This is a genomic window from Sulfitobacter rhodophyticola (assembly GCF_041281685.2).
Taxonomy (GTDB): domain Bacteria; phylum Pseudomonadota; class Alphaproteobacteria; order Rhodobacterales; family Rhodobacteraceae; genus Sulfitobacter.
In genome coordinates, this window is record NZ_CP166251.2 from 277,941 (window position 1) to 292,141 (window position 14,201).

The 14,201-nt window shown below is 63.9% G+C and carries 9 protein-coding genes; 4 read left to right on the top strand and 5 right to left on the bottom strand.

The genetic code is table 11. From position 1 onward, the window contains the following. Positions 1-283: 283 nt before the first annotated feature. Entirely contained in the window at positions 284-1,000 is a 717-nt protein-coding gene (locus tag AB4X18_RS02410) for a hypothetical protein (protein WP_370402107.1), read from the top strand. A gap of 51 nt (positions 1,001-1,051) precedes the next feature. On the opposite strand, the gene der is transcribed toward AB4X18_RS02410, so the two are convergent. The 3 genes from der to AB4X18_RS02425 form a co-directional block, all read right to left on the bottom strand. Further along, positions 1,052-2,515, bottom strand: a complete 1,464-nt coding sequence (gene der, locus AB4X18_RS02415) for a ribosome biogenesis GTPase Der (RefSeq protein WP_370402108.1) — start codon at positions 2,513-2,515, stop codon at positions 1,052-1,054. Positions 2,516-2,572: 57 nt separating this feature from the next. Continuing rightward, positions 2,573-3,949, bottom strand: coding sequence for a PQQ-like beta-propeller repeat protein (locus tag AB4X18_RS02420; protein WP_370402109.1), 1,377 nt, complete (start codon positions 3,947-3,949; stop codon positions 2,573-2,575). Between the two features lie 69 nt (positions 3,950-4,018). Beyond that, positions 4,019-4,717 carry a hypothetical protein gene (locus AB4X18_RS02425; protein WP_370402110.1) on the bottom strand — a complete coding sequence of 233 codons (699 nt, stop codon included), beginning with the start codon at positions 4,715-4,717 and terminating at the stop codon, positions 4,019-4,021. 223 nt (positions 4,718-4,940) lie between these two features. Between AB4X18_RS02425 and AB4X18_RS02430 the strand changes: the two genes are divergently transcribed. The 3 genes from AB4X18_RS02430 to AB4X18_RS02440 all read left to right on the top strand — a co-directional run bounded on the left by AB4X18_RS02430 (position 4,941) and on the right by AB4X18_RS02440 (position 10,630). Continuing rightward, positions 4,941-6,179, top strand: coding sequence for an efflux RND transporter periplasmic adaptor subunit (locus AB4X18_RS02430; protein ID WP_432817052.1), 1,239 nt, complete (start codon positions 4,941-4,943; stop codon positions 6,177-6,179). Next, the gene (locus tag AB4X18_RS02435; protein ID WP_432817053.1) at positions 6,176-10,081 is read left to right on the top strand and encodes an efflux RND transporter permease subunit; all 3,906 of its coding nucleotides are present in this window, start codon (positions 6,176-6,178) and stop codon (positions 10,079-10,081) included. The genes AB4X18_RS02430 and AB4X18_RS02435 overlap by 4 nt, the downstream gene beginning before the upstream one ends. A gap of 87 nt (positions 10,082-10,168) precedes the next feature. After that, entirely contained in the window at positions 10,169-10,630 is a 462-nt protein-coding gene (locus AB4X18_RS02440) for a DUF302 domain-containing protein (protein WP_370402112.1), read from the top strand. A 160-nt stretch (positions 10,631-10,790) separates the two neighbouring features. Here the strand turns inward: AB4X18_RS02440 and AB4X18_RS02445 are convergent, their stop codons facing one another. Both AB4X18_RS02445 and AB4X18_RS02450 read right to left on the bottom strand, forming a co-directional pair. Further along, positions 10,791-12,650, bottom strand: a complete 1,860-nt coding sequence (locus tag AB4X18_RS02445) for an ABCB family ABC transporter ATP-binding protein/permease (RefSeq protein WP_370402113.1) — start codon at positions 12,648-12,650, stop codon at positions 10,791-10,793. Between the two features lie 78 nt (positions 12,651-12,728). Continuing rightward, positions 12,729-14,147 carry a LysM peptidoglycan-binding domain-containing protein gene (locus AB4X18_RS02450; protein WP_370402114.1) on the bottom strand — a complete coding sequence of 473 codons (1,419 nt, stop codon included), beginning with the start codon at positions 14,145-14,147 and terminating at the stop codon, positions 12,729-12,731. Positions 14,148-14,201: the final 54 nt, after the last annotated feature.

The window sequence follows — 14,201 nt, forward strand, 5'->3', positions numbered from 1 at the left end:
GTCGCCATCGCGATGACCGCAGGCGGGGCTTTCCACCCCGTCCGCACCACAGGATAGAGGCCCGCTGACACCGGGCTCACGTTTGACGTTACACGTGCGGGGGCAGCCCTGCTCAGACATCCGAACGGCGGCGCCGCCTTTTATACCGGCCTTCCTGAGACAGAAATGAGACCGAAGCACGCGGGGGTTGTCCCGGCGTGCGCGCCTTGCGTGGCCGCCTGCCCTTTGACATGGGGGGCGGGCCTGCTAGCTGTTATTGTGTACTGAACGAAAAGGTTTACCCATGTCTGCGCTGCTGCGCCCGGGCGTTGCCCTGCTTACCCTGCTTCTTGCCATCGCCTTTGCCGTCTCGCCCTTCGTGGTGATGGATTTCAACGGCTTTGATCCCGATCAGTTCCCCGTTCGGCAAGACAACCCGCCGGTGCAGCCTGCGGGCTATGCGTTTTCGATCTGGGGGTTGATTTACCTGTGGCTGGGAATCGGCATGGCCTGGGGGCTGTTGCGGGCGGCACGGGACGGACAGTGGCATGACATGCGGCTGCCCTTGTGCGTGTCGCTGGCGGTCGGCTCTGTATGGCTCGCGGTGGCGGTGGCCAGCCCGGTCTGGGCGTCGGTGCTGATCTGGGTGATGCTGCTGAGCGCCCTGGCCGCGCTGTTCATTGCACCGCGCTATGACGTGGTCTGGGCGGCATGGCCTGTGGGGCTTTATGCCGGGTGGTTGTCGGCGGCGTCTTGTGTGTCGCTTGGATTGCTCGCGGCGGGGTATGGCGTGATGGATCAAGTCACGGCCGGGCTGGTGTTCGTGGGGCTGGCGATTGTGCTGGCCGTGGTGGTGCAGGCCGCCCTGCGCCGGGTGCCGACCTATGGGATCGCGGTGATCTGGGCGCTGGTAGCCGTTGTGGTGGCGAACTGGGGCGTGACCCCGCCGGTGGCCTATCTGGCACTGGGCGGGGCGGTGTTTATGGTTTGGCCGACATTGCGCGCCTACCAGCGGGCGTAGGTCGGAAAGTTCGAAACGTTCCCACCGATTTCTTTCAAAGAATTCGATGCGTCAGTCCTTGCGGCGCCCCTGCGTGTGCTTGCGCAGCTTCGACGGCGGCGCTTTCTTGCGGCCCTTGTAGGGGTTGGCATCATTCTGCCCGCGCATCCACAGCCGGATGGGCGTGCCCGGCATATCAAAGTCGATCCGTAAGCCGTTGACAAGATAGCGGTTATAGCTATCGGGCACCTTGTCGGGGTGGCTGCACATCACCACGAAACCGGGGGGCCGCGTCTTGGCTTGCGTCATGTACCGCAGCTTGATGCGTTTGCCTTGCGGTGCGGGCGGCGGGTGCTGTTCCAGCATGCCGGTCAGCCAGCGGTTCAGCTGCGCGGTGGTCACGCGGCGGTTCCAGACCTCGTAGGCGCGCATGACCGCGTCGTGCAGGCGGTCCATGCCCCGGCCCGTCTTGGCGCTGACGGTGATCAGTGGCGCGCCGCGCAGTTGCGGCAGCAGGCGTTCGAAGGATTCCTTGAGGTCCTTCAGCTTGGCCTGACGGTCTTCCTCGATGTCCCATTTGTTCACGGCAACAACCACCGCGCGGCCTTCGCGTTCCGCCAAGTCCGCGATGCGCAGATCCTGCTGTTCAAAGGGGATTTCCGCGTCGAGCAGCACGATCACCACTTCGGCGAATTTCACCGCGCGCAAGCCATCGCTGACGCTGAGTTTCTCCAGCTTTTCCTGCACCTTGGCCTTCTTGCGCATGCCCGCGGTGTCAAAGATGCGCATCGGGGTGCCTTGCCAGTCGGTGCGCAGGGAAATGGCATCGCGGGTGATCCCGGCCTCCGGTCCGGTCAGCAGCCGGTCCTCCCCCATGATCTGATTGATCAACGTGGATTTGCCCGCATTCGGGCGGCCCACGACGGCGACCTGCAAAGGCTTGGCGTTGGTGGGCTGCGGGACGGCGAATTCATCGGCCTCGGTGTCTTCATCCAGATCGACATCCGTCTCGGGCGCATCGTCGGCGGCTTTCTCTGCATAGGCATCTGCCAATGGCATCAACACGTTATAGAGGTCTGTTAATCCTTCGCCGTGCTCAGCTGACAGGCTGATGGGGTCGCCAAGGCCCAGGCTGTAGGCTTCCATTACACCCGCTTCTGCCGCGCGTCCCTCTGCCTTGTTCGCCGCCAGGATCACCTTCTTGCTGCGCTTGCGCAGGATGTCGGCAAAGACCAGATCGGAGGGCGTGATGCCTGCGCGCGCGTCCACCATGAACAGGCAAATATCGGCCATGTCCACCGCGCGTTCGGTCAGACGGCGCATGCGGCCCTGAAGGCTGTCGTCGGTCACTTCTTCCAATCCGGCGGTGTCGATCACAGTGAACCGCAGATCGGCCAGCCGTGCCGCCCCTTCGCGCAAATCACGCGTCACACCGGGCTGGTCATCAACCAACGCCAGACGTTTGCCCACAAGGCGGTTGAAAAGCGTGGATTTGCCCACGTTCGGGCGGCCCACGATGGCGAGGGTAAAGGACATGACGGCTCTCTGGGTTGGCGGCCCGGCATGGGCTGCTCAGACGCGCGCTATAGCCCCTTAGCGGAAGGCGTGCAATTGCCCCTTGGTGGAGACGACGTAAAGCGTGCCACCTGCAATCACCGGGTCGGTCGTTGCGCCGCCGGGGATTTCGACGGCCCCCACCAGCGCACCGTTCACCGGATCAAAGCTGCGCAGCACGCCGTTGTTGGAGGCGACAACCACCCGGCCCCCGGCCACAACGGGGCCATGATGGGCAAAGACTTCGGATTGGCGCTTGGGCTTGTCCTTGACGAATTTCTCCAGTGGCACGCCCCAGATGCGGCTGCCGTCACCTGCATCGAGCCGCACCAGTTCGTTCTGGTCGGTGATCGCAAACACGCTGCCACCCACGGGCCAGACCGGGCGCACGGCCCCTTCGCGTGCCGTCCAGCGGGCGTTGCCGCTGTCCACGCTCAGCGCTGCCAGACGGCCTGACTGGTTGCCCACATAGACGGTATCGCCCGATACCACGGGCGCGCTGGTCACGTCGGACAGCGACGACAGCGCGCGACCGGGGCGTTTGCCCACAACGGAAGCATCCCACCGAGCCACGCCGCCGCGCCGGAACACCGCGCGCACCTCGCCCGAACCGAAACCGAAGATCGCATATTGGTCCGTCACCGCCGGGGCCGGTGCGCCCAGCACGTTTGCCACGCTGGCGCTGGCACCCACCTGCCATTCGATCTTGCCATCGGTCTTGCGCAGCGCCCAGCCGCTGTCGTCACCTGCGGTGACATAGACCAGATCGCCGTAGACCGTCGGCGTGCCGGTACCGGAGGCATCCAGATCCTGTTGCCAGCGCAGACCGCCCGTTTCGACGTCAAGGGCGGTCAGCAGGCCAAAACCCACGGAGACATAAACCGTCTTGCCGTCCACGGCGAGGCCGCCGCCGGTCCCCTGCCCTTCCTTGTCAGCAGGCGGGGTCAGATCGCGCGACCACAGCACCGCGCCGGAGTTCGAGGTGGCGGTGACCCGCGCGCCCGCGTCCAGTGTGAACACCCGGCCACCGGATACGACCGGGGCCGCGGTGATGCGCTGTTTGCGGCTGTCACCGGCGCCGATGTCCGCGCTCCAGACCAGTTGCGGTACGGACCGCAGGGCGGGATGTGCGGTGCGGTATTGCGGCGTGCCGGGGCTGTGGGTCCAGCTTGCGTTGGTCGAGGCAGCAGGCAGGGAGATCGGCTGGCTGGTATTTTCCGGCACTTCCGTGCCCTCAAGCGGGGCCGACAGAAGCGGGTCCTGCAGGACGGAACGTACGTTTTCGCGCAAGCCTGGCAGATAGGTCTCCTGCCCGTCACAGGCGGCCAACCCCCATGTGCCGCAGATCAACGCGGCAAGCAGCGCCTTTTTGCCAAACCTCGGGTGTTGGTTCACGGTTCTGCCTGTCTTTTCCATGTCCGCTCTCTTCCGGCCCTTCAAAAATGGGCCTGCCGTTTTGTCAGGCCTGCCCTGCGCCAGGCGCGGTCAGTTATCTGTTCCAAAGGACAGCCCTGCGTCCTGGCCGGTTGTTCCGGCCTCGGGGCTGCCCCCCAGCGCCACAATCACCTGTAGGGCGCGTTGTTGCAAGTCCTGGGTGAGTTCGGCATCGCCGAGGATGTCCTGATACCGCGCAAGTGCGGCTTCGGTATCGCCGGTTTCGATGTCGATCAGGGCCAGTTGTTCGCTGGCCAGAAGCCGCAAGGGGTTGCCGGGTTGTGCCAGGGCGTCGAACGACAGGCGGCGTTCATCCGCGTCCGTGACGCCAGATTGCAAAATCAGCGACTTGAACTGCGCCACCTGGCGGTAAATCGCCGGGACGTCGCCATCGACCGAAAGCTGGTCAAGCGTTGCGATGGCGGCCGGGATGTCATCGGCCTTTGCCTGTTCGGCGGCAGTCATCATCGCCAGCACCGCTGCCCCTTCGGCCGATCCCGCAGAAATGCCGGTCAGGGCCTGCGCGCGGTCTGCGGTGTCATCGACTGACAGCGCCGCCAGCATCGCGTCGCCCAGCGCTTCGGCTTGCGCACGGGCCTGCGCCTTGCGGATTTCCAGCCATGCCACGCCCCCGATGATCAGCAGCAGCACCAGTGCCGCAATCCAGCCATAGCGGCGCAGCATCTTGTAAAGCTGGTCGCGGCGGACCTCTTCGGTCACCTCGTCGATAAAACTGTCGGTATTGCTCATCCGGCCTGCCCATGGGAGTGAGATTTTGCCCCTCATACCCCGCGCCACGCCGCAAGCCAAGTCCCCCTTTCCCCGCTGCGTTTCTGCTCCGGGGGTCGACGGCGCGGTCGCCTCATCGAAAAAAAACGTCCAATCTAAACTAGTCAGTTCAGTTATCATGCACTACATAGAGGGTATGCCCGGAATTTCTGCACTGCGGCATGGACTTTGATCGAGGTTTGAAATGCGGCTTTTCTCCATTCTCGCAGCAGCTGTTGTTGTGCTGTTTCTTGCGTTCTTCATTCTGGACCGTCCCCGGTTTCTTGCCGCTTTCGGTGGACAGCCCGAACCCGAGGCCACCCAGTCGCAGGAAACTGAGGCCGCCGAGACGCAGCAGACAGATGCCGATCTGGTCAAGGTCATGGTCCGCAAATCCAAGGCCACCCAAGTGGACAGCGCCGTTATCCTGCGCGGCCAGACAGAAGCCGCCCGCCAGGTCGAAGTACGATCCGAAACCTCCGCCATCGTCATCTCGGAGCCGCTGCGCAAGGGCGCGCGGATCACCGAAGGGGAGACGATGTGCAAGCTTGATCCCGGCACCCGGCAGGCCATGGTGCAGGAATGGCGCGCCCGCCTGAAAGAAGCGGAATCGCGCGTACCTGAATCCGAAGCGCGCGTTGAAGAAGCCCGCGCCCGGCTGGAAGAGGCCCGGATCAACCAGAACGCGGCATCCCGGCTCAATCAGGACGGTTTTGCCTCCCAGACCCGCGTGGCCACCGCAGATGCCAATGTCGCCGCCGCCGAGGCCGGTGTCAGCTCCGCCAGTTCGGGGCTGCGTGCGGCCCTGTCCGGCATTGAATCGGCCACCGCCTCCATCGCAGCGGCTGAAAAGGAGATTGAGCGTCTGACCATCAAGGCCCCCTTCAGCGGCCTTCTGGAAAGCGACACCGCCGAACTGGGCAGCCTGCTGCAACCCGGCGCGCTGTGCGGGACCGTCATTCAGCTTGACCCGATCAAACTGGTGGGCTTCGTGCCCGAAACGGAAGTGAACCGCGTCACATTGGGCGCACAGGCCGGTGCGCGCCTGGCCGCGGGCGGCAGCGACGTCACCGGCGATGTGGTGTTCCTGTCCCGCTCCGCCGATCCGCAAACCCGCACCTTCCGTGTGGAAATCGAAGTGCCCAACCCTGACCTGGCGATCCGCGACGGACAGACGGCGGAAATCGTCATCGCGTCCGACGGGGTGCAGGCGCACCTGATCCCTCAATCCGCGCTGACCCTGAATGACGAAGGCACATTGGGTGTGCGGCTGGTGGATGCCGAAAACGTGGTGCAGTTCGCCCCGATCACCCTGATGCGTGACACCGCCGACGGCGTCTGGGTCACCGGCCTGCCCGCCACGGCGGACATCATCACTGTCGGTCAGGAGTACGTCACCGCCGGCGTCAGGGTCGCACCCACCTGGGAGGATCTGAGCCAATGACCGGCATCGTCGACTGGGCCGCCTCCCGCGCGCGGATGGTCGTGGCCTTCATTCTGCTCAGCATCGTGGTGGGCGGATATTCCTACACCACCCTGCCCAAGGAAGGGGAGCCGGATATTGAGATTCCGGCTCTTTTCGTGTCTGTGCAGTTCCCTGGCATCTCTGCCGCGGATTCCGAGACGCTGCTGGTCAAACCGATGGAGACGGAGCTTGCCGATCTGGACGGTCTGAAACAGATGACCGGCACGGCGGCGGAAAACTATGCCGGCGTGGCGCTTGAGTTCGAATTCGGCTGGGACAAGACCAAGATCATCGCCGATGTGCGCGACGCCATGGGCAAGGCGGAGGCGCTGTTTCCCGAAGGTGCCGAAACCTATTCGATCAACGAAATCAACTTCTCCGAATTTCCGATCATCATCGTGAACCTGACCGGCCCGGTGCCGGAACGCACCATGGCGCGCGTGGCGCGTGACCTTCAGGATGACCTCGAAGCGCTTGATTCCGTGCTGGAAGCCGCCCTTGCGGGCAACCGGGACGAGATGCTGGAGGTGCTGATCGACCCCTTGCGGCTGGAAGCCTACAACGTCACGGCCGGTGAATTGATCAATGTGGTGCAGAACAACAACCAGTTGATTGCAGCGGGTGAGGTTGAGACGGCGCAAGGCACATTCGCTGTCAAGATCCCCTCCAGCTTTGACGAGGCGCGCGATGTCTATGCCCTGCCCGTGAAAACCAATGGCGACCGGGTGGTTACGCTGGGCGATCTGGCAGAGATCAACCTGACCTTCGAGGACCGCACCGGCACGGCGCGCTTCAACGGGGAAAAGACGCTTGCGCTGCAGGTGGTCAAGCGCAAGGGGTTCAACCTGATCGACACCTCCGCACAGGTGAAACAGATCGTTGAGGAACGCTCCGCCAACTGGCCGGACGGGTTGCAGGCGGCGGTGACCGTGGGCACGTCGAACGACCAAAGCCGTATCGTGGATTCGATGGTGCAACAGTTGCTGGGGTCGGTCTTTACCGCCGTGGCGCTGGTGATGATCGTGGTGCTGGCGGCCCTTGGCATCCGCGCGGCGTTGCTGGTGGGCTTCGCGATCCCAACGTCGTTCCTTTTGTGTTTCGCCTTTCTGGCACTCATGGGCATTTCGATCTCCAACATCGTGATGTTCGGCCTGATCCTTGCCGTGGGGATGCTGGTGGATGGTGCGATCGTGGTGGTCGAATACGCCGACAAGCGCCAGCAAGAGGGCGCAGGCCCGATGCACGCCTACGTCGAAGCCGCCCAACGCATGTTCTGGCCGATCATTTCCTCCACCGCGACGACGCTGTGCGCCTTCCTGCCGATGCTGTTCTGGCCCGGTGTCCCGGGGGAATTCATGGGCATGCTGCCGGTCACACTGATCTTTGTTTTGTCGGCGTCGCTGGTTGTGGCGCTGATCTATCTGCCTGTAATGGGGGGTGTGACGGGGCGGTTGGAGCGTTGGATCGCGGATGGCATGACCACTGTTGCCGGACTGCCTATCGTGCTGCACGCGCTGTTGTTCCCGGCGGCCTTCCTGCTGGCGTTTCCCGCCATGCTGATGATGGCACCGGGTGACGCAGGCACCCCTGGTGTGCTGTTCCAGTGGATCGGCGCGCAGTTTGCAGGCATGGACAGCGGTTCCACCTTCTCGGTGGTGACAACATTCGCGACCGTCTTTGCCTTCATCGTGATCGGGGCGGCGCTGGTGGCCCTGCTGGTGGGCGCTTTCCTTTTGCTGATCGTCTCGCTTTTCGCCCTGCTGACCCGATTGGGCCGCTTCGGCCGCTGGCTGGTGTCGCGGATGTTCCGCCATGAACCCGACCGTATTCAAGCCGGGTATCGCCGCTCGGCCTTTGGTCATGTGATTGCCTTCATCGCGGGCAATCCGCTGATGCCTCTGGTCGTTGCAGGCACGGTGTTTGTCTTCGTCGGCACGATCCTGATCTATTTCTCCAACAACTCGCGCGGTGTGGAATTCTTTGTGGAATCCGAACCCGAACAGGCGATTGTCTATGTGTTGGCGCGCGGCAACCTGTCGCTTGAGGAGAAGGACGCGCTGCTGAACAAGGCCGAAGCGATCGTCATGGCGCACCCCGGCGTGCAGACGGCATTTGCCTTTGCCGGCGAAGGCGGGCTGGACAGCAACACGGGCGGTGCCACCGCGCCCAAGGACACCATCGGGCAAATCCAGCTGGAAACGATCCCGTGGGAAGACCGACCCGTCAAGAATACGCCGCTGTTCACCGTGCCCTTCATCGGGTTCGAGGTGATGCGCGAAACCTCTGATCCCGATTTCGACGGCGACACCATCATCAGCGAATTGACAGCGCAGCTTCAGGAGATCCCCGGCATCCGCATCGAAATCCTCGCACAGGCGCGCGGTCCGGCATCGGGCAAGCCTGTGCACCTGCGGCTGAAATCGGACAGCTGGACGGACCTGATGCAGGCGGCCGAACTAGCGCGCGGTGAATATGAACGCACCCCCGGCCTGACGCTGATCGAAGACACCCGCCCCCTGCCCGGCATCGACTGGCAGATCGACGTGGATGTCGAAAAGGCCGGCCGCTACGGCGCGGATGTGCTGACGGTGGGCGCGATGGTACAGCTTGTCACCCGCGGTCTGCTGCTGGACACGATGCGCGTCGATACCTCGGACGAGGAGATCGAGATCCGCGTGCGCCTGCCGGAAGAAGACCGGCTGCTGTCCACCCTTGATACCCTGAAGGTACGCACCGCAGATGGCCTTGTGCCGCTGAGCAATTTCATCACCCGGACCCCCGTGCCGAAACTGGCTGAGATCAGCCGCGTGGACCAAAAGCGTTTTCTGGATGTAAAGGCCGACGTGGTCGGCGGGTTGATGAAAGTCGTGCGCCCCGAAAGCAGCGGCCAGAATGAGACACTGACGACCCTTGCCACCCTGCGTCCCACCACGGGTGCCGCCGCCGTCACGACCGCTGACGGGGCAAGCTATGCGCTGCTCAACCGGGCGGACATGGACCGGAATGTCGACCTTGAGGCGGGATTGGAAGACGGCAGCCTGCGCCTGATCCCCGTCAATCCGAATGAACGGATCGCCGAAATCACCAAATGGCTGGACACCAAGCCATTCCCGCTGGGTGTCAGCTACGAATGGACCGGCGATCAGGAGGATCAGGCGGAAAGCCAGGCCTTCCTCAGTTCCGCCTTCACCGCCGCACTGGGTCTGATGTTCATCATCCTGCTGGCGCAGTTCAACAGCTTCTACAACGCCATTCTGGTGCTGCTGGCGGTGGTGCTGTCCACCACGGGGGTTCTGATCGGCATGCTGGTGATGGATCAGACGTTCTCCATCATCATGACCGGGACGGGGATCGTGGCGCTTGCCGGGATTGTTGTGAACAACAACATCATCCTGATCGACACCTATCAGGAGTATGAGAAGTACATGCCCCGGATCGAGGCAATCATCCGCACCGCGCAGGCCCGTATCCGGCCCGTGCTGCTGACCACGATCACCACGATGGCAGGCCTTGCCCCGATGATGTTCGGCATCAGCCTGAACTTCGCCGAAGGCGGCTATACCATCGACAGCCCCACCGCCCTGTGGTGGAAGCAACTGGCCACCGCGGTGGTCTTTGGCCTTGGCATCGCCACGGTGCTGACGCTGATGGTGACGCCGTCGATGCTGGCGATCCGCGTCTGGGCCACGACCTACGTGCGCTGGGTCGCGCGGCTTTTGGCGCGCATGTCGCTGGGCCGTGCCAGCCGGGCGGCGCGTGACTGGTCGCTGCAGCGCGACGCGCGGCGGGCGCGGACCCAGGAAATCGTCTGGGACGACCCCACCGGCGCATCCGCGCTGCCGCCCCATGCAGGCCCCGTGGGCTTCGCCCCGGCGGAATGACACCGATCAAGCCATTGTGAGCGTGCGGCCCTTATGCTGCGCGCTCACCCTGCTACTCTCCGGCAATTGTTCAAAGGAGAGATCATTATGCCCAGCACCCCCGCCCGCCTGATGGCCGCTGCTGCCGTGACCGCTGCCATGGCGCTTCCTGCCAGCGCCGACATGATCGCCAAGACCAGCCCCCATTCCGTAAGCGTCACCATCGACCGCCTTACCGCCGCAGTCGAAGGCGCCGGTGCAACCGTTTTCGCCCGCGTCGATCACGCGGGCGGTGCCGCGAAAGTGGACATGGACCTGCGCCCCACCCAACTGCTGATCTTCGGCAATCCCAAACTGGGTACGCCCGCAATGCTGGACGGCCAGACCGCCGGGCTTGACCTGCCCCTGCGTGTACTGGCCTATGCCGATGGCGAAGGGGTGGTGCATGTGACCTATCATGACCCCGCAACGCTGGCCGCGACCCACGGCCTGCCAGCGGACGCCAAATACATCCAGATGATGACCGGCGCGCTGGACAAACTTACCGAAAAGGCCATCGCGGCTGAGTGATCGGTCAAGGGCGGCGCGCCCGGCCTCGGCCGCTGCCCGCCTTCGGCAGGGACCACGGCGGCAGGACAAGGGACCGCCCCTGCCCCTCTTTTTGGCCTTAAATACCCCGTTGCAACGCTTGCCCCGGACGCCTCATCCGAGACGGGGCGCGCCCGCCGCCTCAGTCCTCTTCGGTCTGCTGGCGCTGCCACAGTTGGGCATAGCGCCCATCGCGGGCCAGAAGATCCTCATGGGTCCCCTGTTCCACGATCTCGCCCTTTTCCAGCACCACAATCCGGTCGGCTTCGGAAATCGTGCTGAGCCGGTGCGCGATGGTCAGCACCGTGCGCCCCTGAGAGGCCCGGCGCAGCGCATCCTGAATGTCGCTTTCCGTCTCCGAATCGAGCGCCGATGTCGCCTCGTCCAGCAGCAGGATCGGCGGATCTTTCAGAAGCGTGCGCGCAATCCCTACGCGCTGTTTTTCGCCCCCCGACAGCTTCAGCCCCCGTTCGCCCACGGCGGTGTCATAGCCCTGCGGCAGGCTTTGGATGAAATCGTGAATCTGTGCGTCCCTGGCGGCCTGCTCCACCTCCGCCTGCGTGGCCCCGTCCCGGCCATAGGCGATGTTGTAGCGGACCGTGTCGTTGAACAGCACCGTGTCCTGCGGCACCACGCCGATGGCGCGGTGCAGGCTGACCTGATTGACATCGCGCACGTCCTGTCCGTCGATCTTCAGCGCCCCGCCCTGCACATCATAAAACCGGAACAAAAGCCGCCCGATGGTCGACTTGCCCGACCCGGTGGAGCCGACAATCGCCACGGTTTCCCCCGGGCGCGCCTCCAGCGTGATGCCCTTGAGAATTTCGCGATCCGCGTTGTAGCCAAACCGCAGGTTCTCCAGCGTCACATGCCCGCCCGTTACCTTCAGGTCCGGCGCATCGGGCTTGTCCTGAATCTCTGCCGGTTGTTCCAGCAGATTGAACATCTCTCCCATGTCGACCAGCGCCTGCCGGATCTCGCGATAGACGGTGCCAAGGAAATTCAGCGGTACGGTGATCTGGATCATGTAGGCGTTGACCATGACGAAATCGCCCACCGTCAGATCGCCGCGCTGCACGCCGAGGGCGGCCATGACCATGACACCAACAAGGCCCCCGGTGATGATCATCGACTGACCGAAGTTCAGGAAGGCCAGCGAATAGGAGGTCTTGATCGCCGCTTCCTCATACCCCGCCATCGCACTGTCATAGCGGTGCGCTTCACGCTCTTCGGCGGCGAAATACTTGACCGTTTCATAATTCAGCAGGCTGTCGATGGCCTTTTGGTTGGCGTCGGTGTCCTGATCGTTCATCTTGCGGCGCAGGCGCACGCGCCATTCGCTGACCGTGAAGGTGAACCAGACATAGACCCCGATGGTCAGCGCCACGACCGCCAGGTACGACCAGTCGAAAAGCACCGTCAGGATGACCCCGATCATCAGCAGTTCCAAGATCAGCGGCCCGATGCTGAACAACAGGAAGCGCAGCAGGAATTCCACGCCCTTAACACCCCGTTCAATGATCCGGCTCAGCCCGCCGGTCTTGCGGGTGATGTGATAGCGCATCGACAGGCGGTGGATATGTTCAAACGTCTCCAGCGCCAGCATCCGCAGGGCGCGCTGGCCGACGCGGGCAAAGATCGCATCGCGCAATTGCTGAAAACCCACGTTCATCAGGCGCGCCACGCCATAGGCGATGGTCAGCCCCACCGCCCCGAGCGCCAGCATCGGCGCCCCTTCGCCCGACAGCCCATCGACCGCGCCCTTGTAGAAAAGCGGCGTCACAACGGAGATCAGCTTGGAGACAAACAGCGCCACCAGCGCCCAGACCACCCGGCGTTTGACCCACGCCATGTCCGCAGGCCACAGATAGGGCACGACCTTGCGCAGCACCAGCATCGCGGACTGGCGTTCCTGCGCCTCCAAGCGGCGCGCATCATCCTCGATCGGGTCCGTCGTTTGCGCTGTGTCGGCTGTAGTGTCTGTGGTGGTGTCGGCTGGCATCGGGTGCTTTCTGTCTTGAACACCTTACATAGCCCGCCGCCCCCGCAGTTGCCAGTGCCGCAGCCCCGATAAGCCCGGTCAATCGGGCAAGTCGAAGACCTGTCCGGGATAGATCAGATCGGGGTCGCGGATGTCATTCGCGTTGGCTTCGAACACCCGCACAAAAAGCAGCCCATCGCCATACCGTTCGCGCGCAATCGCCCAAAGCGTATTGCCCTTTTGCACCGTAATCCGCTTGAGCGGCCCCTCCTGACCCAGCGCGGCCTGCGCCAGTGCGGCCGGGTTTTCGCGTTTGAAAGGGGTCTCGACCCGGCTGGTCACCGTGCCATCCTCTGCGACCTCGTCCACCCGGAGCGTATAGATGCCTTCATCGATGTCCGGCAGATCGCCGCGCCAGCGTCCGGCAGCATCGACAGGCAGGCTCGCGACCGGCGCATTGTTGAGGTAGACGCGCACCGCCTCCGTTTGCGACTGCGCGCGACCGGACAACTGCACATCCCCCACATCGGAATAGCTGATGGTATCAAGTGCGACGCGCTTCATCACTTCGGGCGCCGGAGTATTGAGGACTTCAACGCCGTCAGATGTGGATTTCAGAACCACACCGGAGGATGCAGGTGCCGGTGTCGCGGGTTCCGCCGACGGCAGGGCATCCGCATCCGGGTCCAACAGCGCCAGATCGGTGGTCGGCGCGGCAGGTGCCTCAGCGAAGGAGGGTTGGGGGTCTTCATCGGTGTCATCAAGCGGGGCCTGCGACGGAGCGACCGCCGTAGCCGTCTGTGGCGCTGCGTCAGCGTCTTCAGCCGCACCCGCTTCTGCCTGCATCTGGGCTTCGGCGACAGGTTCTGGATCCGCGACAGGCTCCGGGGGCGCTTTGGCAACGGACAGGGGCGCAAGAATGATCTGATCATCCGACGGGGTGATCACGCCGTCCTGTATCTGCTCAAGGCTCAGCACATGGCCTTGCCCGTCCGGCGGGATCATCAGGAAGGTGGCGAACTTGCCGCTGGCATCGGCTGTCAAACCGGCAACTTCGGTGCCGTCCTGCAGCACCCGCAGCGTGGCACCGGGGGTGGCGCGACCTGCAATGATGGTCATGCCATCGGTTTCGCGGCGCACCTCGTCGAAGGCGGGGGCAAACGGCTGGACGGCCGCTGCGGCTTCCTGCGTCAGCGCGACGGTGTCGGTCTGCGTTTCGGTGGCGGTCGGCGCGGAAAGATCGGTTGTCTCCCGCGGCGCAGGCGCGGCGGCCTGCGTGCTTTCCACATTCGATTGTCCCGCCGCATCCCCGTCAGCCGTCGGCGCGGCTGCGGTGGCCGGTTCCGCCACGGGTGCAGGTGTCCCCGAGGGCTGTTGCTGTGGCACAAGGGCGGATTGTGAAACATCGGTCTGGCGGTTCAGATTGAACCACGCCGCCGCCCCCACAATCACGACACTGGCCCCCACTGCCAGCCACAGGCCCGCAGCACCGCCCGGACCTGTTCTACGCTCGTTCATCTTCTATCCCACTCCAGAAGGTTGAGCCTTTCTATCAGGGGCGCTAACACGGGT